34 protein-coding genes are annotated in these 22,519 nt (G+C 39.6%); all 34 read left to right on the top strand.

Going from position 1 to position 22,519, the window contains the following annotated elements; translation table 11 throughout:
* Nucleotides 1–46 precede the first annotated feature (46 nt).
* Nucleotides 47–4,339 (top strand): DNA-directed RNA polymerase subunit beta', encoded by a 4,293-nt coding sequence (gene rpoC / locus DW036_RS23260; RefSeq protein ID WP_007662133.1) that lies wholly within the window; start codon nucleotides 47–49, stop codon nucleotides 4,337–4,339.
* Between the two features lie 134 nt (nucleotides 4,340–4,473).
* The gene (locus DW036_RS23255) at nucleotides 4,474–4,782 is read left to right on the top strand and encodes a DUF3467 domain-containing protein (protein WP_118223682.1); all 309 of its coding nucleotides are present in this window, start codon (nucleotides 4,474–4,476) and stop codon (nucleotides 4,780–4,782) included.
* 117 nt (nucleotides 4,783–4,899) lie between these two features.
* Entirely contained in the window at nucleotides 4,900–5,304 is a 405-nt protein-coding gene (rpsL, locus tag DW036_RS23250) for a 30S ribosomal protein S12 (protein ID WP_118223681.1), read from the top strand.
* Between the two features lie 155 nt (nucleotides 5,305–5,459).
* Nucleotides 5,460–5,936: a 30S ribosomal protein S7 gene (gene rpsG / locus DW036_RS23245; RefSeq protein WP_007662138.1), complete on the top strand. Its 477-nt coding sequence runs from the start codon at nucleotides 5,460–5,462 to the stop codon at nucleotides 5,934–5,936.
* 52 nt (nucleotides 5,937–5,988) lie between these two features.
* The gene (fusA, locus tag DW036_RS23240) at nucleotides 5,989–8,106 is read left to right on the top strand and encodes an elongation factor G (protein WP_118466392.1); all 2,118 of its coding nucleotides are present in this window, start codon (nucleotides 5,989–5,991) and stop codon (nucleotides 8,104–8,106) included.
* Nucleotides 8,107–8,189: 83 nt separating this feature from the next.
* Nucleotides 8,190–8,495, top strand: coding sequence for a 30S ribosomal protein S10 (gene rpsJ, locus DW036_RS23235; RefSeq protein ID WP_002558075.1), 306 nt, complete (start codon nucleotides 8,190–8,192; stop codon nucleotides 8,493–8,495).
* A 19-nt stretch (nucleotides 8,496–8,514) separates the two neighbouring features.
* A complete protein-coding gene (gene rplC, locus DW036_RS23230; protein WP_007662140.1) occupies nucleotides 8,515–9,132 on the top strand; it encodes a 50S ribosomal protein L3 in 618 nt (205 codons plus the stop codon).
* Nucleotides 9,132–9,758 (top strand): 50S ribosomal protein L4, encoded by a 627-nt coding sequence (rplD, locus tag DW036_RS23225; protein ID WP_118223679.1) that lies wholly within the window; start codon nucleotides 9,132–9,134, stop codon nucleotides 9,756–9,758. The genes rplC and rplD overlap by 1 nt, the downstream gene beginning before the upstream one ends.
* A gap of 16 nt (nucleotides 9,759–9,774) precedes the next feature.
* A complete protein-coding gene (gene rplW, locus DW036_RS23220; RefSeq protein ID WP_007662142.1) occupies nucleotides 9,775–10,068 on the top strand; it encodes a 50S ribosomal protein L23 in 294 nt (97 codons plus the stop codon).
* Nucleotides 10,069–10,073: 5 nt separating this feature from the next.
* A complete protein-coding gene (gene rplB / locus DW036_RS23215) occupies nucleotides 10,074–10,898 on the top strand; it encodes a 50S ribosomal protein L2 (protein WP_007662143.1) in 825 nt (274 codons plus the stop codon).
* A gap of 20 nt (nucleotides 10,899–10,918) precedes the next feature.
* Nucleotides 10,919–11,188 carry a 30S ribosomal protein S19 gene (gene rpsS, locus DW036_RS23210; protein WP_002558070.1) on the top strand — a complete coding sequence of 90 codons (270 nt, stop codon included), beginning with the start codon at nucleotides 10,919–10,921 and terminating at the stop codon, nucleotides 11,186–11,188.
* A gap of 34 nt (nucleotides 11,189–11,222) precedes the next feature.
* Nucleotides 11,223–11,633 (top strand): 50S ribosomal protein L22, encoded by a 411-nt coding sequence (rplV, locus tag DW036_RS23205; RefSeq protein ID WP_004291236.1) that lies wholly within the window; start codon nucleotides 11,223–11,225, stop codon nucleotides 11,631–11,633.
* Between the two features lie 5 nt (nucleotides 11,634–11,638).
* Nucleotides 11,639–12,370, top strand: coding sequence for a 30S ribosomal protein S3 (gene rpsC / locus DW036_RS23200; RefSeq protein ID WP_007212072.1), 732 nt, complete (start codon nucleotides 11,639–11,641; stop codon nucleotides 12,368–12,370).
* A 23-nt stretch (nucleotides 12,371–12,393) separates the two neighbouring features.
* On the top strand, nucleotides 12,394–12,828 hold the full coding sequence (rplP, locus tag DW036_RS23195; protein WP_007212073.1) for a 50S ribosomal protein L16: 435 nt from the start codon (nucleotides 12,394–12,396) through the stop codon (nucleotides 12,826–12,828).
* 5 nt (nucleotides 12,829–12,833) lie between these two features.
* Nucleotides 12,834–13,031, top strand: a complete 198-nt coding sequence (rpmC, locus tag DW036_RS23190) for a 50S ribosomal protein L29 (protein WP_007212074.1) — start codon at nucleotides 12,834–12,836, stop codon at nucleotides 13,029–13,031.
* Complete coding sequence (gene rpsQ, locus DW036_RS23185; RefSeq protein WP_007662150.1) at nucleotides 13,028–13,297, top strand: 30S ribosomal protein S17; 270 nt, start codon at nucleotides 13,028–13,030, stop codon at nucleotides 13,295–13,297. Before rpmC ends, rpsQ begins: the two co-directional genes overlap by 4 nt.
* Nucleotides 13,298–13,299: 2 nt before the next feature.
* Nucleotides 13,300–13,665: a 50S ribosomal protein L14 gene (gene rplN / locus DW036_RS23180; protein ID WP_007212076.1), complete on the top strand. Its 366-nt coding sequence runs from the start codon at nucleotides 13,300–13,302 to the stop codon at nucleotides 13,663–13,665.
* Nucleotides 13,666–13,685: 20 nt separating this feature from the next.
* On the top strand, nucleotides 13,686–14,018 hold the full coding sequence (gene rplX, locus DW036_RS23175) for a 50S ribosomal protein L24 (RefSeq protein WP_007662153.1): 333 nt from the start codon (nucleotides 13,686–13,688) through the stop codon (nucleotides 14,016–14,018).
* On the top strand, nucleotides 14,018–14,575 hold the full coding sequence (rplE, locus tag DW036_RS23170) for a 50S ribosomal protein L5 (RefSeq protein WP_007662155.1): 558 nt from the start codon (nucleotides 14,018–14,020) through the stop codon (nucleotides 14,573–14,575). Before rplX ends, rplE begins: the two co-directional genes overlap by 1 nt.
* A gap of 4 nt (nucleotides 14,576–14,579) precedes the next feature.
* Nucleotides 14,580–14,879, top strand: coding sequence for a 30S ribosomal protein S14 (rpsN, locus tag DW036_RS23165; RefSeq protein WP_007212079.1), 300 nt, complete (start codon nucleotides 14,580–14,582; stop codon nucleotides 14,877–14,879).
* A 53-nt stretch (nucleotides 14,880–14,932) separates the two neighbouring features.
* Entirely contained in the window at nucleotides 14,933–15,328 is a 396-nt protein-coding gene (rpsH, locus tag DW036_RS23160) for a 30S ribosomal protein S8 (protein ID WP_004291226.1), read from the top strand.
* Between the two features lie 15 nt (nucleotides 15,329–15,343).
* On the top strand, nucleotides 15,344–15,913 hold the full coding sequence (rplF, locus tag DW036_RS23155; protein ID WP_007662159.1) for a 50S ribosomal protein L6: 570 nt from the start codon (nucleotides 15,344–15,346) through the stop codon (nucleotides 15,911–15,913).
* Between the two features lie 21 nt (nucleotides 15,914–15,934).
* Nucleotides 15,935–16,279, top strand: a complete 345-nt coding sequence (gene rplR, locus DW036_RS23150; protein WP_007662161.1) for a 50S ribosomal protein L18 — start codon at nucleotides 15,935–15,937, stop codon at nucleotides 16,277–16,279.
* A 5-nt stretch (nucleotides 16,280–16,284) separates the two neighbouring features.
* Nucleotides 16,285–16,800 (top strand): 30S ribosomal protein S5, encoded by a 516-nt coding sequence (gene rpsE / locus DW036_RS23145; protein WP_007662163.1) that lies wholly within the window; start codon nucleotides 16,285–16,287, stop codon nucleotides 16,798–16,800.
* A gap of 9 nt (nucleotides 16,801–16,809) precedes the next feature.
* Entirely contained in the window at nucleotides 16,810–16,986 is a 177-nt protein-coding gene (gene rpmD / locus DW036_RS23140; protein ID WP_007662165.1) for a 50S ribosomal protein L30, read from the top strand.
* 30 nt (nucleotides 16,987–17,016) lie between these two features.
* Entirely contained in the window at nucleotides 17,017–17,463 is a 447-nt protein-coding gene (gene rplO / locus DW036_RS23135) for a 50S ribosomal protein L15 (RefSeq protein ID WP_118466391.1), read from the top strand.
* Between the two features lie 4 nt (nucleotides 17,464–17,467).
* On the top strand, nucleotides 17,468–18,808 hold the full coding sequence (secY, locus tag DW036_RS23130; RefSeq protein WP_118466390.1) for a preprotein translocase subunit SecY: 1,341 nt from the start codon (nucleotides 17,468–17,470) through the stop codon (nucleotides 18,806–18,808).
* Nucleotides 18,809–18,820: 12 nt separating this feature from the next.
* Nucleotides 18,821–19,618: a type I methionyl aminopeptidase gene (gene map / locus DW036_RS23125; protein ID WP_118466389.1), complete on the top strand. Its 798-nt coding sequence runs from the start codon at nucleotides 18,821–18,823 to the stop codon at nucleotides 19,616–19,618.
* Nucleotides 19,619–19,627: 9 nt separating this feature from the next.
* A complete protein-coding gene (gene infA / locus DW036_RS23120; RefSeq protein WP_002558052.1) occupies nucleotides 19,628–19,846 on the top strand; it encodes a translation initiation factor IF-1 in 219 nt (72 codons plus the stop codon).
* A 9-nt stretch (nucleotides 19,847–19,855) separates the two neighbouring features.
* The gene (ykgO, locus tag DW036_RS23115; protein ID WP_002558051.1) at nucleotides 19,856–19,972 is read left to right on the top strand and encodes a type B 50S ribosomal protein L36; all 117 of its coding nucleotides are present in this window, start codon (nucleotides 19,856–19,858) and stop codon (nucleotides 19,970–19,972) included.
* Nucleotides 19,973–20,006: 34 nt separating this feature from the next.
* Nucleotides 20,007–20,387: a 30S ribosomal protein S13 gene (rpsM, locus tag DW036_RS23110; RefSeq protein ID WP_007212087.1), complete on the top strand. Its 381-nt coding sequence runs from the start codon at nucleotides 20,007–20,009 to the stop codon at nucleotides 20,385–20,387.
* 11 nt (nucleotides 20,388–20,398) lie between these two features.
* On the top strand, nucleotides 20,399–20,788 hold the full coding sequence (gene rpsK / locus DW036_RS23105; protein WP_005675443.1) for a 30S ribosomal protein S11: 390 nt from the start codon (nucleotides 20,399–20,401) through the stop codon (nucleotides 20,786–20,788).
* Nucleotides 20,789–20,906: 118 nt separating this feature from the next.
* Nucleotides 20,907–21,512, top strand: coding sequence for a 30S ribosomal protein S4 (gene rpsD, locus DW036_RS23100; RefSeq protein WP_007212089.1), 606 nt, complete (start codon nucleotides 20,907–20,909; stop codon nucleotides 21,510–21,512).
* A gap of 13 nt (nucleotides 21,513–21,525) precedes the next feature.
* On the top strand, nucleotides 21,526–22,518 hold the full coding sequence (locus DW036_RS23095) for a DNA-directed RNA polymerase subunit alpha (RefSeq protein ID WP_007212090.1): 993 nt from the start codon (nucleotides 21,526–21,528) through the stop codon (nucleotides 22,516–22,518).
* Nucleotide 22,519 lies beyond the last annotated feature (1 nt).

Genomic DNA, 22,519 nt, shown 5'->3' with positions numbered 1-22,519 from the left:
AATTCTCAATATTCAATTGTCAATTTTCAATTATATATAATAAAGTATGGCTTTTAGAAAAGATAACAAGATAAAGAGTAATTTCTCGAAGATCTCTATTGGTTTGGCTTCTCCGGAAGAAATCCTTGAGAATTCGAGTGGTGAAGTTTTAAAGCCTGAAACTATCAACTATCGTACGTATAAGCCTGAACGTGACGGTTTGTTCTGTGAGCGCATTTTTGGTCCTATCAAAGATTATGAATGCCATTGCGGTAAGTACAAACGTATCCGTTACAAAGGTATTGTCTGCGACCGTTGTGGTGTGGAAGTGACAGAGAAAAAAGTACGTCGTGAGCGTATGGGACACATCCAGTTGGTTGTGCCGGTAGCTCATATCTGGTATTTCCGTTCGCTTCCTAATAAGATTGGTTATTTGTTGGGTTTGCCTACAAAGAAACTTGATTCTATTATTTATTATGAGCGTTATGTGGTAATCCAGGCTGGTGTGATGTCAGGTGAGATTGCTGAATATGATTTGCTCTCGGAAGAAGAATATCTGGATTTGATGGAGAAGTTGCCGAAAGACAATCAATTCCTGGAAGATTCAGATCCTAATAAATTCATAGCTAAGATGGGTGCTGAAGCCATTTATGACTTGCTGGCCCGTCTGGATTTGGATGCATTGTCTTATGAATTGCGTCACCGTGCTGGTAATGACGCTTCTCAACAACGTAAAAATGAGGCTTTGAAGCGTCTTCAGGTTGTTGAATCATTCCGTGCATCTCGTGGACGTAATAAGCCGGAATGGATGATCGTACGTATTGTACCGGTTATCCCACCCGAACTTCGTCCGTTGGTTCCGTTGGATGGTGGTCGTTTCGCTACTTCTGACTTGAATGACCTTTATCGTCGTGTAATTATTCGTAATAATCGTCTGAAGAGACTCATTGAGATCAAAGCTCCTGAAGTAATTTTGCGTAATGAAAAACGTATGTTGCAGGAAGCTGTTGATTCTTTGTTCGATAACTCACGTAAATCCAGTGCAGTAAAAACGGATGCTAACCGTCCTTTGAAATCTCTTTCTGATAGTTTGAAAGGTAAGCAAGGTCGTTTCCGTCAGAACTTGTTGGGTAAACGTGTTGACTACTCTGCACGTTCGGTAATCGTTGTAGGGCCGGAATTAAGAATGGGTGAATGCGGTATTCCTAAATTGATGGCAGCTGAACTGTACAAACCGTTCATTATACGTAAGTTGATTGAACGTGGTATTGTGAAGACCGTGAAGAGTGCCAAGAAGATTGTAGATCGTAAGGAAGCTGTTATCTGGGATATTCTGGAACATGTAATGAAAGGTCATCCGGTACTGTTGAACCGTGCACCGACGTTGCACCGTTTGGGTATTCAGGCGTTCCAGCCTAAGATGATTGAGGGAAAAGCTATTCAGTTGCACCCATTGGCATGTACAGCTTTCAATGCCGACTTTGACGGTGACCAGATGGCTGTTCACTTGCCGTTGAGCAATGAAGCTGTTCTGGAGGCTCAGATGTTGATGCTTCAATCTCATAATATTTTGAACCCGGCGAATGGTGCTCCTATTACTGTACCTTCTCAGGATATGGTGCTTGGTTTGTACTACATTACTAAATTACGTAAGGGTGCAAAAGGCGAAGGCTTGATATTCTATGGTCCGGAAGAAGCTTTGATTGCTTACAATGAGGGTAAAGTTGATATTCATGCTCCGATCAGCGTTGTTGTGAAGGATGTGGACGAGAATGGAAACGTTGTTGACGTAATGATGCATGACACTTCTGTAGGTCGTGTAATTGTTAACGAAATTGTTCCCCCTGAAGCTGGTTATATCAATACCATTATTTCTAAGAAATCACTTCGTGATATTATTAGTGATGTAATTAAGGTATGTGGTGTGGCTAAAGCTGCCGACTTCCTCGATGGTATCAAGAATTTAGGTTATCAAATGGCCTTTAAGGGTGGTTTGTCATTCAACTTGGGTGATATTATCATTCCGGAACAAAAAGAGGCATTGGTACAGAAAGGATATGATGAAGTTGAGCAGGTTATCAACAACTATAACATGGGTTTCATTACCAATAATGAACGTTACAACCAGGTGATCGATATTTGGACACATGTTAATTCAGAGTTGTCTAATATATTGATGAAGACCATTTCGAGTGATGACCAAGGATTCAATGCTGTATATATGATGTTGGATTCCGGTGCCCGTGGTTCTAAAGAACAGATTCGTCAGTTGTCCGGTATGCGTGGTTTGATGGCAAAACCGCAGAAGGCAGGTGCAGAGGGTGGTCAGATTATTGAAAACCCGATTCTTTCAAACTTTAAGGAAGGTCTTTCGGTGCTGGAGTACTTTATCTCTACCCACGGTGCCCGTAAAGGTTTGGCGGATACGGCGTTGAAAACGGCTGATGCCGGATATTTGACTCGTCGTCTGGTTGACGTATCTCATGATGTGATTATTAATGAAGAAGACTGCGGTACACTCCGTGGGTTGGTTTGTACAGACTTGAAGAATAATGATGAAATCATTGCTACACTGTATGAGCGTATCCTTGGCCGTGTATCTGTACATGATATTGTTCATCCTACAACAGGTGAATTGCTAGTTGCAGGTGGTGAAGAAATAACCGAAGAAGTTGCTAAGAAGATTCAGGATTCTCCGATTGAGAGTGTTGAAATACGTTCTGTATTGACCTGTGAATCGAAGAAGGGGGTTTGTGCAAAATGTTATGGACGTAATCTTGCAACGAGCCAGATGGTTCAGAGAGGTGAGGCTGTTGGTGTAATTGCTGCACAGTCTATCGGTGAGCCGGGTACACAGTTGACGTTGCGTACTTTCCACGCTGGTGGTACGGCTGCTAATATTGCAGCCAATGCAAGTATCACAGCTAAGAATCCGGCACGTTTGGAATTTGAAGAACTTCGTACTGTAGATGTTGTAGATGAAGCTGGTGAACCGGCAAAGGTGGTAGTAGGTCGTTTGGCTGAAGTACGCTTTGTGGATGTGAATACTGGTATTGTTCTTTCTACTCATAATGTACCTTATGGTTCTACTCTTTATGCAGCTGATGGTGAGGTCGTAGAAAAAGGTAAGATGATTGCCCGTTGGGATCCGTTCAACGCTGTTATTATAACGGAAGCTACAGGTAGGATTGAGTTTGAAGGTGTTATCGAGAATGTCACCTATAAGGTGGAATCTGATGAATCTACCGGTTTGCGCGAAATTATCATCATTGAGTCTAAGGATAAGACGAAAGTTCCGACAGCTCACATTATGACAGAAGACGGTGACTTGATTCGTACATATAATCTCCCTGTGGGTGGTCACGTTGTAGTCGAAAACAAGCAAAAGGTAAAAGCCGGTGAAGTTATCGTGAAAATACCTCGTGCAGTTGGTAAGGCTGGTGATATCACGGGTGGTCTTCCACGTGTAACAGAGTTGTTTGAGGCTCGTAATCCATCTAATCCTGCTGTTGTTTCTGAAATCGATGGTGAGGTTACAATGGGTAAGGTTAAACGTGGTAATCGTGAAATAGTCGTAACTTCTAAGACTGGTGAAGTTAAGAAGTATCTGGTACCGTTGTCAAAACAGATTCTGGTGCAAGAAAATGACTATGTACGCGCTGGAACTCCATTGTCTGACGGTGCTACAACTCCTGCTGATATTTTGGCTATTAAAGGTCCTACGGCTGTACAGGAATATATTGTAAATGAAGTACAGGATGTATATCGTCTGCAGGGTGTGAAAATTAATGATAAGCACTTTGAAATTATAGTTCGCCAGATGATGCGTAAAGTTGAAATTGATGAACCGGGCGATACCCGCTTCCTGGAACAACAGGTAGTGGATAAGTTGGAATTCATGGAAGAAAATGATCGTATCTGGGGTAAGAAGGTTGTTGTTGATGCTGGTGATTCTCAGAATTTGCAGCCGGGACAGATTGTTACTGCTCGCAAATTACGTGATGAAAACAGTATGCTGAAGCGCCGTGACTTGAAACCTGTTGAAGTACGTGATGCTGTTCCTGCAACTTCTACTCAGATTCTTCAGGGTATAACTCGTGCTGCTCTGCAAACTTCAAGCTTCATGTCAGCTGCTTCATTCCAGGAAACTACAAAGGTTTTGAACGAAGCTGCTATCAATGGTAAGATTGATAAGTTGGAAGGTATGAAAGAGAACGTTATCTGCGGTCACTTGATACCTGCCGGTACTGGTCAGCGTGAATATGAAAAGATAATTGTTGGCTCCAAAGAGGAATATGACCGTATCCTTGCAAATAAGAAAACGGTTCTTGATTATAACTCAATGGATGTTGAAGAATAAGATATAGTAAATACAGTCAATTGATTATTAAATAGGAAAGAGGAGATGTCTTTTAAAGGATGTCTCCTCTTTTGTTTTTGGAATAAAATATTATTCTTACCTTTGAATATTTAAATTCTAAACGTAAAGCGAAAATGGAAAATCAGGAAATGAATAATCAATTACAAATTGAACTGAAAGAAGATATTGCGCAGGGGATATATGCTAATTTAGCTGTGATTACACACTCCAGCTCTGAGTTTATTGTTGATTTTGTACGGGTGATGCCGGGAATGCCTAAAGCTGGTGTAAAATCCCGTATTGTGTTGGCACCGGAACATGCTAAGAGACTATTGCGTGCTTTAGAAGAAAATATCGGTAAATATGAGCGTACATTTGGTCCTATCAGGTTGTTGGATGAACAGCCAATTCCTCCTATGACGAATGTCAAAGGGGAAGCTTAAAATTAAAAAAAAACTTGTAGTGCATTGATTATTCAAATATTATTCGTATTTTTGCAGCCCAAAAGTGTATAGCTACGAAATTAATATAACAATAATATATAATTAAAAACAATTAAAATGCCTACAATTCAGCAATTAGTAAGAAAAGGACGCGAGGTGTTGGTGGAGAAAAGTAAGTCACCGGCTCTTGATTCATGTCCTCAAAGACGTGGCGTTTGCGTGAGAGTGTATACAACCACTCCGAAAAAACCGAATTCTGCAATGCGTAAAGTTGCACGTGTACGTTTGACCAATGGTAAAGAGGTGAACTCTTACATTCCGGGAGAAGGACACAACTTGCAGGAACACTCTATTGTATTAGTACGTGGTGGTCGTGTTAAAGACCTTCCGGGTGTACGTTATCACATTGTTCGTGGTACATTGGATACTGCGGGTGTTGCAGGTCGTACTCAAAGACGTTCTAAATACGGAACTAAGCGTCCGAAACCAGGACAGCAAGCTGCACCGGCTAAGAAAAAATAATAGATAGCCCTACACTGTAAACAGTTAAATTAAAAGTAATAACTTACGTTTTAGTTTATTGGAAATGCTAAAGGTTGAGTAAATTCTCCAGAGGGAGAGTTGAAGAAGTCAAGAAGTAGACAGCCAAGAACGAAAAACATTATTCTTTCAAACAAATGAGAAAAGCAAAACCCAAAAAACGCGTTATCCTGCCGGATCCCGTGTTTAATGATCAAAAGGTTTCAAAATTCGTAAACCATCTGATGTATGACGGAAAGAAGAATACCTCTTATGAAATCTTCTACGCCGCTTTGGAAACAGTAAAAGCAAAACTTCCTAACGAAGAAAAGTCTGCCCTTGAAATTTGGAAAAAGGCTTTGGATAATGTAACTCCGCAAGTTGAGGTTAAATCTCGTCGTGTAGGTGGTGCTACATTTCAGGTTCCGACTGAAATACGTCCGGATCGTAAGGAATCAGTATCAATGAAGAACCTTATTATTTTTGCTCGCAAGCGTGGTGGTAAATCAATGGCTGATAAGTTAGCTGCTGAGATCATGGATGCGTATAATGAACAAGGTGGTGCTTACAAACGTAAAGAAGATATGCATAGAATGGCTGAAGCTAACCGTGCATTTGCTCATTTTAGATTCTAATACTATAAGAATAACCGATAGATTAAAAACTTAAAGTAAAAGGAATTAAAAAATGGCTAAGCAAGATTTACATTTGACGCGTAATATTGGTATCATGGCTCACATCGATGCCGGAAAAACAACTACCTCTGAACGTATCCTGTTTTATACGGGTTTGACTCACAAAATTGGAGAAGTACATGATGGTGCTGCTACAATGGACTGGATGGCGCAGGAGCAAGAACGTGGTATTACTATCACTTCTGCTGCTACTACAACTCGTTGGAAATATGCAGGTGATACTTATAAAATCAACTTGATTGATACTCCGGGACACGTTGACTTCACTGCTGAAGTAGAGCGTTCTTTGCGTATCTTGGATGGTGCTGTTGCTGCATACTGTGCAGTAGGTGGAGTTGAACCGCAGTCTGAGACTGTATGGCGCCAGGCTGATAAATATAATGTGCCACGTATTGCTTATGTGAATAAAATGGACCGTTCAGGTGCTGACTTCTTTGAGGTTGTGCGCCAGATGAAGGCTGTTTTGGGAGCTAATCCGTGTCCGATAGTTATTCCTATTGGTGCTGAGGAATCTTTTAAAGGTCTGGTGGATCTTATTAAGATGAAAGCTATCTATTGGCATGATGAAACAATGGGCGCTGACTATACTGTGGAAGAAATCCCAGCTAATCTGGTAGATGAAGCTAACGAGTGGAGAGATAAAATGCTTGAAAAGGTAGCGGAGTTTGATGATGCTTTGATGGAGAAATATTTCGATGATCCTTCTACTATTACAGAAGAAGAAGTGTTGAGAGCTCTTCGCAATGCTACAGTGCAGATGGCAGTCGTTCCGATGTTGTGTGGTTCTTCATTCAAGAATAAGGGCGTACAGACTTTGCTTGACTATGTTTGTGCATTCTTGCCGTCTCCATTGGATACGGAAAACGTGGTTGGTACAAATCCTGAAACAGGAGCTGAGGAAGATCGTAAGCCTAGTGATGACGAAAAAACTTCTGCTTTGGCATTTAAGATTGCAACTGACCCTTATGTAGGTCGTTTAACTTTCTTCCGTGTTTATTCGGGTAAAATAGAAGCTGGTTCTTATATTTACAACTCTCGTTCTGGTAAGAAAGAACGTGTATCTCGTTTGTTCCAGATGCACTCAAATAAGCAGAATCCGGTTGAAGTGATCGGTGCTGGTGATATTGGTGCAGGTGTTGGTTTCAAAGATATTCATACTGGTGATACCTTGTGTGATGAAGATGCACCGATTGTATTGGAATCTATGGATTTCCCGGAACCGGTTATTGGTATTGCAGTAGAACCAAAGACTCAGAAGGATATGGACAAGCTGTCTAACGGCTTGGCTAAATTGGCTGAAGAAGATCCGACGTTTACTGTGAAAACTGACGAGCAAACTGGTCAGACGGTTATTTCTGGTATGGGTGAGCTTCACTTGGATATTATTATTGACCGTCTGAAACGTGAGTTTAAGGTAGAATGTAACCAAGGTAAACCTCAGGTTAATTACAAGGAAGCTATTACGAAGACAGTTAACTTGCGCGAAGTTTATAAGAAACAGTCTGGTGGACGTGGTAAATTTGCTGATATCATAGTAAATATTGGTCCGGCTGACGAAGACTTTGTACAGGGAGGTTTGCAGTTTGTTGACGAAGTAAAAGGTGGTAATATTCCTAAGGAATTTATCCCATCTGTACAAAAGGGATTCACAACCGCAATGAAGAATGGTGTATTAGCTGGTTATCCTTTGGATTCACTGAAAGTGACATTGCTTGATGGTTCTTTCCACCCGGTTGACTCTGACCAGTTGTCATTCGAAATCTGTGCTATTCAGGCATATAAGAGTGCTTGTGCTAAGGCAGGTCCTGTACTTATGGAGCCTATCATGAAACTGGAAGTTGTAACTCCGGAAGAAAACATGGGTGATGTAATTGGTGACTTGAATAAGCGTCGCGGTCAGGTAGAGGGTATGGAGTCTAGCCGTTCAGGTGCTCGCATTGTGAAAGCTATGGTTCCATTGGCGGAAATGTTTGGATATGTAACAGCACTGCGTACTATCACTTCTGGTCGTGCTACTTCATCAATGGTATATTCTCATCATGCTCAGCTTTCTAACTCTATTGCTAAGGCAGTATTGGAAGAAGTAAAGGGACGTGCTGATTTACTCTAAAATACTTAGAATCCGTAGGCTAGCGAATGACTCTTAGCCTACGGAATTTTATCTTATTATAACTTTAATAATTAATCAAACTAATGAGTCAAAAAATTAGAATTAAATTGAAATCTTACGACCACAACTTGGTTGACAAGTCAGCTGAGAAGATTGTAAGAACGGTGAAGGCAACGGGCGCCATCGTTAGCGGTCCGATTCCTCTCCCTACGCACAAGCGTATCTTTACCGTGAACCGTTCGACTTTCGTAAACAAGAAGTCACGTGAACAGTTTGAACTCTCTTCTTATAAGAGACTGATCGACATTTATAGCTCAACTGCTAAGACTGTAGACGCTCTGATGAAGTTGGAGTTACCGAGTGGTGTGGAAGTAGAAATCAAAGTTTAGTATTAAAATTTTAAGTGAAATGCCAGGATTATTAGGAAAAAAAATCGGAATGACATCCGTTTTCAGTGCCGAGGGTAAGAATGTACCATGCACTGTTATCGAAGCAGGTCCTTGTGTTGTTACTCAAGTTAAGAGTGTCGAAAAAGATGGCTATGCAGCTGTTCAGTTGGGCTTCCAGGATAAAAAGGAGAAGCATACAACTAAACCGTTGATGGGTCACTTTAAGAAAGCTGGAGTAACTCCCAAGAAACACTTGGCTGAGTTCAAAGAATTTGAAACAGAGTTAAATCTGGGTGATACTGTTACTGTAGAACTGTTTAATGACGCAACTTTCGTTGATGTTATCGGAACTTCTAAAGGTAAGGGTTTTCAAGGTGTAGTTAAAAGACATGGCTTTGGTGGTGTAGGTCAGACTACTCACGGTCAGCACAATCGTGCTCGTAAGCCGGGTTCTATCGGTGCTTGTTCATACCCTGCAAAAGTATTCAAAGGAATGCGCATGGGTGGTCAACTTGGCGGCGACAGAGTGACTGTTCAAAACTTACAGGTATTAAAGGTTCTTCCGGATCACAACCTTCTTTTGATTAAGGGGTCTGTTCCCGGTTGCAAAGGTTCAATCGTAATAATTGAGAAATAATGGAAGTTAACGTATATAACATTAAAGGTGAAGACACTGGGAGAAAGATTACGTTAAACGAATCTATCTTCGGAATTGAGCCCAACGACCACGCTATCTATTTGGATGTAAAGCAATTTATGGCTAATCAGCGTCAGGGTACACATAAATCAAAAGAAAGAAGCGAGATTAGTGGTTCTACTCGTAAGATCGGTCGTCAAAAAGGCGGCGGTGGTGCACGTCGTGGTGACATGAACTCACCGGTACTTGTCGGTGGTGCTCGTGTTTTCGGTCCTAAACCGAGAGATTACTACTTCAAGTTGAATAAAAAAGTAAAGACATTAGCTCGTAAGTCAGCTTTAGCATATAAAGCACAGAACAATGCGGTTGTTGTTGTTGAAGACTTCAATTTCGAAGCTCCGAAAACGAAAGATTTTGTTGCAATGACAAAAAACCTTAAAGTTTCTGACAAAAAGCTGCTTGTGATTTTACCAGAAGCAAATAAAAATGTATATTTGTCGGCTCGTAACGTGGAAAGTGCAAATGTACAGACTATCTCAGGATTAAATACTTACAGAGTATTGAATGCTGGGGTTGTTGTGTTTACTGAAAGCGCTCTTTCGGCTATTGGCAATATCTTAATGTAAAAAGGAGGCTTAAATAATGGGAATTATTATTAAACCGTTAGTAACAGAGAAAATGACAGCAATTACAGATAAGGCGAACAATCGTTTCGGCTTTATTGTACGTCCTGATGCTAACAAATTGGAAATTAAGAGTGAAGTTGAAGCCTTATATAACGTTACGGTAGTTGATGTAAATACAGTTAAGTATGCCGGTAAAAACAAAAGCCGTTATACAAAAGCAGGTATCATCAATGGTCGTACGAATGCATATAAAAAAGCAATCGTTACGTTGAAAGAAGGAGATACTATTGATTTTTATAGCAATATTTAAAAGAAATGGCAGTACGTAAATTTAAGCCCACAACACCGGGGCAAAGACATAAAATTATTGGTACCTTTGAGGAAATTACTGCGCGGGTACCAGAAAAATCTCTTGTTTTTGGCAAGAAATCTTCAGGTGGTCGTAACAGCGAAGGTAAGATGACTATGCGCTACATTGGTGGTGGTCATAAGAAGATTATTAGAATTGTAGATTTCAAGAGAAATAAGGACGGTGTACCTGCAGTGGTTAAAACAATTGAATATGATCCGAATCGTTCGGCTCGTATCGCTTTGTTGTTTTATGCAGATGGAGAAAAAAGATATATAATTGCTCCCAATGGATTGCAAGTAGGTGCGACTTTAATGTCAGGTGAGAGTGCTGCTCCGGAAATCGGTAATGCACTTCCTCTTCAGAATATTCCGGTTGGTACTGTAATTCATAACATTGAATTACGTCCGGGTCAAGGTGCAGCTTTGGTTCGTTCAGCTGGTAATTTTGCTCAGTTGACTTCAAGAGAAGGTAAATATTGTGTTATCAAATTACCTTCAGGTGAAGTTAGACAAATACTTAGCACTTGTAAAGCTACTATCGGTAGTGTTGGTAACTCAGATCATGGATTGGAAAGTTCAGGTAAAGCTGGACGCTCTCGTTGGATGGGCCGTCGCCCGCGTAACCGTGGTGTTGTAATGAACCCGGTTGATCACCCGATGGGTGGTGGTGAAGGACGTGCTTCAGGAGGACACCCAAGATCTCGTAAGGGATTGTATGCTAAGGGACTTAAGACAAGAGCTCCGAAGAAACAATCGTCTAAGTATATTATTGAGAGAAGAAAGAAGTAATCTGATTAATTGAGTAAACTATGAGTCGTTCATTAAAAAAAGGTCCGTATATTAACGTTAAGCTTGAGAAGAAAGTTCTTGCTATGAATGAATCAGGCAAGAAAGTTGTTGTTAAGACTTGGGCCAGAGCTTCAATGATTTCGCCTGATTTCGTAGGCCATACAGTTGCAGTTCATAACGGAAATAAATTTATTCCTGTATACGTTACCGAAAATATGGTAGGTCACAAGTTGGGCGAATTTGCTCCAACTCGTACTTTCAGAGGACACGCTGGTAACAAGAAAAAATAACAGGATTTATCTGAAATAATAAAGTATAAATATAATGGGAGCAAGAAAAAAAATATCGGCTGAAAAAAGAAAAGAAGCCCTTAAGACCATGTATTTTGCAAAGTTGCAGAATGTTCCTACTTCCCCTCGCAAAATGCGTCTCGTGGCTGACATGATTCGCGGGATGGAAGTGAACAGAGCACTTGGCGTTTTGAAGTTTTCTTCAAAAGAAGCAGCTGCCAGAGTTGAGAAATTACTGCGCTCTGCAATTGCTAACTGGGAGCAGAAAAACGAACGTAAAGCTGAAAGTGGCGAGTTATTCGTAACAAAGATTTTTGTTGATGGTGGTGCTACACTCAAGAGAATGAGACCGGCTCCGCAGGGTAGAGGTTACAGAATTCGTAAGCGTTCAAATCACGTAACGTTGTTCGTTGGTTCTAAAAGTAATAACGAAGATCAAAATTAAGGTAAATGGGACAAAAAGTTAATCCAATAAGCAACCGTTTAGGAATTATCAGAGGATGGGATTCCAATTGGTATGGTGGAAATAATTACGGCGATTCTCTGCTGGAAGATAGCAAGATTCGTAAATATTTGAACGCTAGACTTGCAAAAGCTAGTGTATCAAGAATCGTAATTGAACGTACACTGAAACTCGTGACTATTACCGTTTGTACTGCACGTCCGGGTATTATTATCGGTAAAGGTGGCCAGGAAGTTGATAAGTTGAAAGAAGAGTTGAAGAAGGTTACCGATAAGGATATTCAGATCAATATCTTCGAAGTGAAAAGACCTGAGTTGGATGCTGTTATTGTTGCTAATAACATCGCCCGTCAGGTAGAGGGAAAGATTGCCTATCGCCGTGCCATTAAAATGGCTATCGCTAACACTATGCGTATGGGTGCTGAAGGTATCAAAATTCAGATTTCAGGACGTTTGAATGGCGCTGAAATGGCCCGTTCTGAAATGTATAAGGAAGGAAGAACTCCGTTGCACACTTTCAGAGCAGATATCGACTACTGTCATGCAGAAGCATTGACGAAGGTTGGTCTTCTCGGTATTAAAGTTTGGATCTGTAGAGGTGAAGTTTTTGGTAAGAGAGAATTAGCTCCGAACTTTACGCAAAGCAAAGAAAGCGGTCGTGGAAGCAATAGCGGAAACAATGGCGGAAAGAACTTCAAAAGAAAGAAAAATAATCGCTAAACGAATTTGAATTTTTAGGAATTATGTTACAACCGAAAAAGACAAAATTCAGAAGACAACAAAAAGGCCGTCAAAAAGGTATTGCCCAGAGAGGTAATCAGTTGGCTTTCGGTTCTTTTGGAATTAAGGCTTTGGAAACAAAATGGATTACAGGCCGTCAGATCGAAGCTGCTCGTATTGCAGTGACAAGATATATGCAACGTCAAGGACAAATTTGGATTCGTATTTTCCCGGATAAACCTATAACCAGAAAACCTGCAGATGTACGTATGGGTAAAGGTAAGGGTGCTCCAGAGGGTTTTGTTGCCCCTGTTACTCCGGGAAGAATTATTATCGAAGCTGAAGGAGTATCTTATGAAATCGCAAAAGAAGCTTTGCGCTTAGCTGCACAGAAGCTTCCTATTACAACTAAATTTGTTGTAAGACGTGATTATGATATTCAAAATCAAAATGCGTAATGGATATGAAAATAGCAGAAATTAAAGAAATACCTACCAATGATCTGGTAGAAAGAGTAGAGGCAGAAGTGACAAACTATAATCAAATGGTTTTAAATCATTCTATTTCTCCTTTGGATAATCCTGCTCAGATCAAACAATTACGCAGGACTATTGCGCGTATGAAAACAGAATTACGCCAAAGAGAACTTAACAATAAATGATGAGCTTGATGGAAGCAAGAAATTTAAGAAAAGAAAGAACTGGGGTTGTGCTGAGCAATAAGATGGATAAAACCATTACAGTAGCAGCTAAGTTTAAAGAGAAACACCCCATATATGGTAAGTTCGTTAGCAAGACTAAGAAGTACCATGCTCATGATGAAAAAAATGAGTGCAATATCGGTGATACTGTACTTATTATGGAGACTCGTCCTTTGAGCAAGACTAAAAGATGGAGATTGGTAGAAATAATTGAAAGAGCTAAGTAATTATGATACAAGTAGAATCCAGAATTACAGTATGTGATAACAGTGGAGCAAAAGAAGCTCTCTGTATTCGCGTTTTGGGCGGTACGGGTCGTCGTTATGCTTCAGTGGGGGACGTGATTGTTGTTTCAGTAAAGAGCGTCATCCCTTCAAGTGATATTAAAAAAGGTGCAGTGTCTAAAGCTTTGATCGTACGTACTAAGAAAGAAATCCGTCGTCCCGATGGTTCTTATATACGTTTTGATGATAATGCTTGTGTGTTGTTGAACAACGCAGGCGAGATTAGAGGTAGTCGTATTTTCGGTCCGGTAGCTCGTGAACTTCGTGCTACTAACATGAAAGTTGTGTCACTCGCTCCTGAAGTACTTTAATTTTGTAAAAGATTTAAGTAATGAGTAAATTACATATTAAAAAAGGCGATACAGTTTACGTAAATGCTGGTGAAGACAAAGGCAAAACTGGTCGTGTGTTGAAGGTTCTTGTTGATAAAAATCGTGCTATTGTTGAAGGTATCAACATGGTGTCCAAGAGCACTAAGCCTAATGCAAAGAACCCTCAGGGTGGTATTGTGAAGCAGGAAGCTTCTATCCATTTGTCTAACTTGAATCCCGTAGATCCTAAAACGGGTAAAGCCACGCGTATCAGTCGTAAAGTAACTATTGATGAAAATGGTAAGAAGACTATTGCACGTGTTTCTAAAAAATCAGGAGAGGAGATTAAGTAATGAGTAATACTGCAAGCCTTAAGAAAGAATATGTAGAGCGTATTGCGCCTGCATTAAAATCACAGTTCCAGTATTCTTCTGCAATGCAGGTACCCGTACTTAAGAAGATTGTTATCAATCAGGGTTTGGGTATGGCTGTTGCTGATAAGAAGATTATCGAAGTGGCAATTAATGAAATGACTGCTATCACAGGTCAGAAAGCTGTAGCAACCATTTCTCGTAAAGATATCGCTAACTTTAAGTTGCGTAAAAAAATGCCTATTGGCGTTATGGTAACTTTGCGTCGTGAGAGAATGTACGAATTTCTTGAAAAGTTGGTTCGTGTAGCTCTTCCTCGTATCCGTGACTTTAAGGGTATTGAAAGTAAGTTTGATGGAAAGGGTAACTATACTCTTGGTATTCAGGAACAAATCATTTTCCCTGAAATTAATATCGATAGTATTACCAGAATTCTCGGAATGAATATTACCTTTGTAACCTCTGCACAAACAGATGAAGAAGGTTATGCCTTGTTGAAAGAATTCGGTTTACCGTTTAAAAACGCTAAAAAAGATTGATAATATGGCAAAGGAATCAATGAAAGCACGTGAAGTAAGACGTGCTAAATTAGTAGCCAAATATGCCGAGAAGAGAGCTGCATTGAAACAAATCGTTAGAACAGGTGATCCTGCCGAAGCTTTTGAAGCTGCACAGAAATTACAGGAGCTGCCTAAAAATTCTAATCCGATTCGTATGCATAACCGTTGCAAATTGACTGGTCGTCCTAAAGGATATATCCGTCAATTCGGTATCTCCAGAATTCAATTCCGTGAGATGGCTTCTAACGGTCTTATTCCCGGTATTAAGAAAGCAAGCTGGTAATTTTTGTTTTAAATATTGTCAGGGTAGGCCTGATTAATTTAATTTTTTATTATATGACTGATCCAATAGCAGATTATTTGACGAGGTTGCGGAACGCTATTCAAGCAAAGCACAGAGTTGTAGAAGTTCCCGCTTCAAATTTGAAAAAAGAAATCACTAAGATTCTTTTTGAGAAAGGCTACATTCTTAATTATAAGTTTGTAGAAGATGGTCCTCAAGGTACAATTAAGGTAGCCTTGAAGTATGATCCGGTTAACAAAGTAAACGCAATAAAGAAACTGGAAAGAATTTCTTCTCCGGGTTTGCGTCAGTATACCGGTTATAAGGACATGCCGCGAGTTATTAATGGTTTGGGTATTGCTATAATATCTACTTCCAAAGGTGTAATGACCAACAAAGAAGCTGCTGAACTGAAAATCGGTGGTGAAGTTTTGTGTTATGTATATTAATAGGAGGAATTAGCAATGTCAAGAATAGGAAAATTACCCATTAGTATTCCCGCTGGAGTAACAGTTACTCTGAAAGAAAATGTGGTTACCGTGAAAGGCCCCAAAGGCGAACTTAGCCAATATGTAGATCCTGCTATCAATGTTGCCATCGAAGATGGTCATCTGACTTTGAGCGAGAATGAAAATGCAATGTTAGATAATCCCAAGCAAAAACATGCATTCCATGGCTTGTACCGTTCTTTGGTACATAACATGGTAGTTGGTGTATCTGAAGGATATAAAAAAGAATTGGAGCTTGTAGGTGTAGGTTACCGTGCTTCTAACCAAGGTAATATTATTGAATTATCCTTGGGTTATACGCACAATATCTTTATACAGTTGCCTCCTGAAGTTAAAGTAGAGACAAAATCTGAAAGAAATAAGAATCCACTTATTATTTTAGAGTCTTGCGATAAACAATTGCTGGGTCAAGTTTGCTCTAAGATACGTTCTTTCCGTAAGCCCGAACCGTATAAAGGTAAAGGTATTAAGTTTGTTGGTGAAGAAATTCGTAGAAAGTCTGGTAAATCTGCCGGCGCTAAGTAATTTACATAAAATTAGAATGTTATGACAACAAAAATAGAAAGACGAATTAAGATCAAATATAGAGTACGCAATAAAATTTCAGGTACTGCTGAACGTCCGCGTATGAGTGTATTTAGAAGTAATAAGCAGATCTATGTTCAGCTTATCGACGATTTGGGAGGTAAGACTTTGGCTGCTGCATCTTCTTTAGGTATGACTGAAAAGTTACCAAAGAAAGAACAAGCTGCAAAGGTTGGAGAGTTGATCGCTAAGAAAGCTCAGGAAGCAGGTATTACTACTGTTGTTTTCGACCGTAATGGTTACTTGTATCATGGGAGAGTAAAAGAAGTGGCTGATGCTGCTCGTAACGGTGGACTTAAATTTTAATCATTATGGCAATTAATAATAGAGTTAAGATTACAAACGATATAGAACTGAAAGACCGTTTGGTTGCTATTAATCGTGTAACCAAAGTAACCAAAGGTGGTAGAACTTTTAGTTTCTCTGCAATTGTGGTTGTAGGTAATGAAGAAGGTATCATCGGTTGGGGTCTTGGTAAAGCAGGTGAAGTAACCGCAGCTATTGCTAAAGGTGTTGAATCTGCTAAGAAGAATCTGACAAAGGTGCCTGTTCTGAAGGGTACTGTTCCTCACGAACAGACCGCTAAGTTTGGTGGTGCAGAAGTGTTCATCAAACCTGCTTCTCATGGTACAGGTGTAGTTGCAGGTGGTGCAATGCGTGCAGTGCTTGAAAGTGTTGGTATTACGGACGTTTTGGCTAAGTCAAAAGGATCTTCTAACCCGCACAACTTGGTGAAAGCTACTATCTTGGCGTTGGGTGAAATGCGTGACGCACGTATGGTTGCTCAAAACAGAGGTATTAGTATTGAAAAAGTATTTAGAGGATAAGGAGGAAATATGTCGACTATAAAGGTTAAACAAATTAAAAGTAGAATTGGTGCTCCGGCTGATCAAAAAAGAACTCTCGATGCACTGGGACTTCGTAAGTTGAATCGTGTGGTTGAACACGAGTGTACTCCTTCAATTCTTGGAATGGTGGATAAGGTTAAACACTTGGTTACCATTGTTAAGTAATTATTTGTTGAATATAAAACGAATTACAATATGAACTTAAGTAATTTAAAACCTGCTGAAGGATCTACTAAAACAAGAAAGAGAATTGGACGTGGTCCGGGTTCTGGCTTGGGAGGTACTTCTACCAGAGGTCATAAGGGAGCTAAATCAAGATCTGGTTATTCTAAGAAAATAGGTTTTGAAGGTGGTCAGATGCCTCTCCAACGTCGTGTTCCTAAATTCGGTTTTAAGAACATTAATCGTGTAGAGTATAAAGCTATCAACTTGGATACAATTCAGAAACTTGCTGAAGCTAAAAAGTTGGAGACGGTTGGTGTTAATGATTTTATCGCTGCTGGCTTTATTTCTTCAAATCAGTTGGTAAAAGTATTAGGTAATGGAACTTTGACTACAAAGTTGGATGTGCAAGCTCATGCATTCTCTAAGACTGCTGTTGCTGCCATTGAAGCTGCTGGTGGAAGTGTAGTAAAACTCTAATTCAATGAGAAAAGCTATTGAAACATTAAAGAATATATGGAAAATTGAGGATCTGAGACAACGGATCCTCATTACCATATTGTTTGTGGCAATCTACCGTTTCGGTTCGTACGTTGTGCTGCCCGGTATTAACCCGGCTATGCTGACACAATTGCATCAACAAACAAGCGAGGGCCTCTTAGCCTTATTAAATATGTTTTCGGGAGGAGCATTCTCTAATGCATCTATTTTTGCATTAGGAATTATGCCTTATATCTCTGCTTCAATCGTTATTCAGTTGTTGGGGATTGCGGTTCCGTATTTCCAGAAACTTCAACGTGAAGGTGAGAGTGGTAGAAGAAAAATGAACCAGTATACTCGTTATTTGACGATTATTATTTTATTAGTTCAGGCTCCTTCTTATTTGCTCAATCTTAAAATGCAGGCCGGTCCTTCCTTAAATGCTTCATTAGATTGGACTCTGTTCATGATTACCTCTACCATTATCTTGGCAGCTGGTAGTATGTTTATTTTGTGGCTTGGTGAGAGAATCACTGATAAGGGTATTGGTAATGGTATTTCATTTATCATCTTGATTGGTATTATCGCTCGTTTACCTCAGTCTTTATTTCAGGAATTGATTTCCCGTATGACTGATAAGACAGGTGGTTTGATTATGTTTTTAATTGAAATCGTATTCTTATTACTGGTGATTGCTGCTGCAATCTTGTTAGTACAAGGTACAAGAAAAATTCCTGTACAATATGCTAAAAGAATTGTTGGTAACAAGCAATATGGTGGTGCCAGACAGTATATTCCGTTGAAGGTAAATGCTGCAGGTGTAATGCCTATCATTTTTGCTCAAGCAATCATGTTTATTCCTATTACCTTTATTGGTTTTTCAAATGTAGATCACGTGAGCGGTTTTGTGCGTGCATTTACTGATCATACAAGCTTCTGGTATAATTTCGTATTTGCAATAATGATTATACTGTTTACGTATTTCTATACTGCAATTACGATTAACCCGACTCAGATGGCCGAGGATATGAAGAGAAATAATGGTTTCATTCCAGGTATTAAACCAGGAAAGAAGACTGCAGAATATATCGATGACATAATGTCTCGTATTACATTGCCCGGTTCTTTCTTCTTGGCTTTAGTAGCTATTATGCCTGCATTTGCTGGTATTTTTGGTGTGAAAGCTGAATTTGCTCAATTCTTTGGCGGTACATCTCTGTTGATTCTTGTAGGTGTAGTTCTTGATACACTCCAGCAGATTGAAAGTCACTTGTTGATGAGACACTATGACGGTTTGTTGAAGTCAGGGCGTATTAAAGGACGTAGTAACGTAGCTGCATATTAATCTTTTATAAAGATGATATTTCTTAAAACGGAAGATGAAATAGAGCTGCTCCGTGAGAGTAATTTGCTTGTCGGGAGGACATTGGCTGAAGTTGCAAAGCTAGTAAAGCCTGGAGTTACTACAAGGGAGCTGGATAAAGTGGCAGAAGAGTTTATCAGAGATCATGGTGCTGTTCCTACTTTTAAAGGTTTTCCAAATCAATATGGTGATCCATTTCCCGCTTCGCTATGTACATCGGTAAATGAACAGGTAGTGCATGGTATTCCTGGAGATATAGTACTGAAAGAAGGTGATATTGTGTCGGTTGACTGTGGTACTTATATGAATGGATTTTGTGGTGATTCTGCCTATACATTTTGTGTAGGAGAAGTAGATGAGGAAGTTCGCAAATTACTGAAAGTTACTAAAGAGGCATTATACATTGGAATAGAAAATGCCGTTCAAGGAAAACGGTTGGGTGATATCGGATATGCAATACAAGAACATTGTGAGTCCAATTCATTCGGTGTAGTGCGTGAGTTTGTTGGTCATGGCATTGGCAAGGAAATGCATGAAGACCCTCAGGTTCCTAATTATGGAAAACGTGGTTATGGAACTATGCTGAAGAAAGGTCTTTGTATTGCTATAGAACCGATGATTACGCAAGGTAGTCGTCAGATAGTAATGGAGCGTGATGGTTGGACGGTGAGAACAAAGGATCGGAAGTATGCAGCTCATTTTGAGCATACAGTGGCTGTTGGAGCTGGTAAAGCTGATATCCTATCATCGTTTGAGTTCATAGAAGAAGTATTAGGAGATAAAGCAATTTAAAAAATTAATATGGCTAAGCAATCTGCAATAGAACAAGATGGAGTTATTGTTGAAGCATTGTCTAATGCAATGTTTCGTGTTGAATTAGAAAACGGACATGAGATTACTGCACATATTTCCGGTAAGATGCGAATGCACTACATTAAAATCCTGCCGGGTGATAAAGTAAGAGTCGAAATGTCTCCTTACGATTTATCGAAAGGAAGAATTGTATTTAGATATAAATAAAATTAAGATATGAAAGTAAGAGCATCTTTAAAGAAACGTACGCCAGAATGTAAGATCGTTAGACGCAATGGCCGTTTGTATGTTATTAACAAGAAAAATCCTAAGTATAAACAACGTCAAGGATAATATTATTATTTTTGCAAAAAAAATAATTTAGTATATGGCTATAAGAATAGTTGGTGTCGATTTGCCTCAAAATAAGAGAGGTGAAGTTGCGTTGACCTATATCTATGGAATAGGTCGTAGTAGTTCAGCAAAGATTTTGGATAAAGCTGGTGTAGATAAAGACCTGAAGGTGAAAGACTGGACGGACGATCAAGCTGCCAAGATTCGTGAGATCATTGGTGCAGAATTTAAAGTAGAAGGTGATCTTCGCTCGGAAGTACAATTGAACATCAAGCGTTTGATGGATATCGGTTGCTACCGTGGTGTACGTCATCGTATCGGTTTGCCTGTGAGAGGTCAGAGCACTAAGAATAATGCTCGTACTCGTAAGGGTAGAAAGAAAACCGTTGCAAATAAGAAAAAAGCTACTAAATAATAATTGTTGATATGGCAAAAAAAACAGTTGCAGCAAAGAAGAGAAATGTGAAAGTTGACGCTAATGGACAGTTGCATGTTCATTCATCTTTCAACAATATTATTGTTTCTCTCGCAAACAGTGAAGGGCAGATCATTTCTTGGTCATCTGCCGGTAAAATGGGATTTAGAGGTTCTAAAAAGAACACTCCTTATGCAGCGCAAATGGCTGCCCAGGATTGTGCAAAGGTTGCATTTGATCTTGGCCTGAGAAAGGTAAAAGCATATGTGAAAGGTCCGGGTAACGGACGTGAGTCTGCTATTAGAACTATTCATGGTGCAGGTATTGAAGTTACTGAAATCATTGACGTAACTCCGCTTCCACATAATGGTTGTCGTCCTCCGAAAAGACGTAGAGTTTAAGATTTACCTTTAATTAAAAATGATCTTGATTTTGTTATTTGGATTACATTAATTTCTCTCTGTAATCGCGGCTGCAACAAATTGAGTTCATGAATAAAACAATTAAAATTTAAAAGAAATGGCTAGATATACTGGACCAAAATCAAGAATAGCCCGTAAATTCGGTGAAGGTATCTTCGGAGCAGATAAAGTATTATCAAAGAAGAACTATCCTCCCGGACAACACGGTAATTCCAGAAAAAGAAAAACCTCTGAGTATGGTGTTCAACTTCGTGAGAAACAGAAAGCCAAATACACCTATGGAGTTTTAGAAAAACAATTCCGCAACCTGTTTGAAAAGGCAGAAACAGCTAAGGGTATTACCGGTGAAATTCTGCTTCAGTTGCTCGAAGGTCGTCTTGATAACATTGTATTCCGTTTAGGTATTGCTCCTACTCGTGCAGCTGCTCGTCAGTTGGTGGGTCACAAGCATATCACTGTGGATGGTGAAGTGGTAAATATCCCTTCATTTGCAGTAAAACCGGGTCAGGTAATTGGTGTTCGTGAAAGATCTAAATCTTTGGAAGTAATTGCTAATTCATTGGCTGGCTTTAACCACAGCAAATATCCTTGGTTGGAATGGGATGATAACTCTAAGGTTGGCAAACTGTTGCATGTACCTGAAAGAGCAGACATTCCTGAAAACATTAAAGAGCATTTGATCGTAGAATTGTATTCTAAATAAAATAATTAATTTCATGGCGATATTAGCATTTCAAAAACCTGATAAAGTATTAATGTTGGAAGCGGACTCTCGATTCGGTAAATTCGAATTTCGTCCGTTGGAGCCCGGTTTCGGTATTACCGTAGGTAATGCATTGCGCCGCATCCTGCTTTCGTCATTAGAGGGTTTTGCTATCACTACTATCAAAATAGATGGTGTTGAGCATGAGTTCTCTAGCGTACCGGGAGTTAAAGAGGATGTTACTAACATTATCTTGAATCTGAAACAGGTGAGATTCAAGCAAGTAGTTGAAGAATTCGAAAGTGAGAAAGTAAGTATTACAATCGAAAATTCTAGTGAATTTAAAGCAGGTGACATAGGTAAGTATTTGACTGGATTTGAAGTGTTAAATCCTGAATTAGTTATTTGTCATTTAGATTCTAAAGCAACTATGCAAATCGATATTACGATTAACAAAGGTCGTGGATATGTTCCGGCTGATGAAAACCGCGAATATTGCACGGATGTTAACGTAATTCCTATCGATTCCATTTATACACCGATACGTAATGTGAAGTATCAGATTGAACCGTTCCGTGTTGAACAAAAGACGGACTACGACAAATTGGTACTTGAGATTACTACCGACGGTTCTATTCATCCGAAGGAAGCGCTGAAAGAAGCTGCAAAGATTCTGATTTATCACTTCATGCTCTTCTCTGATGAGAAGATTACATTGGAAAGCAATGATGTGGATGGTAATGAAGAATTTGATGAAGAAGTATTGCACATGCGTCAATTGCTGAAAACCAAACTTGTTGATATGGACTTATCGGTTCGTGCCCTTAACTGCTTGAAGGCTGCCGATGTAGAAACATTAGGCGATTTGGTACAATTCAACAAGACGGATTTGCTGAAATTCAGAAACTTCGGAAAGAAATCGCTTACCGAGCTTGATGATTTGCTGGAAAGTCTGAATCTTTCGTTTGGAACCGATATTTCTAAATATAAATTAGATAAAGAATAAA

It is taken from the genome of Bacteroides sp. AF39-11AC (genome assembly GCF_003474285.1).
Classification (GTDB): Bacteria; Bacteroidota; Bacteroidia; order Bacteroidales; family Bacteroidaceae; genus Bacteroides.
Note: the sequence above shows the minus strand (reverse complement) of the source record. Positions and strands in the feature narration are given on the sequence as shown.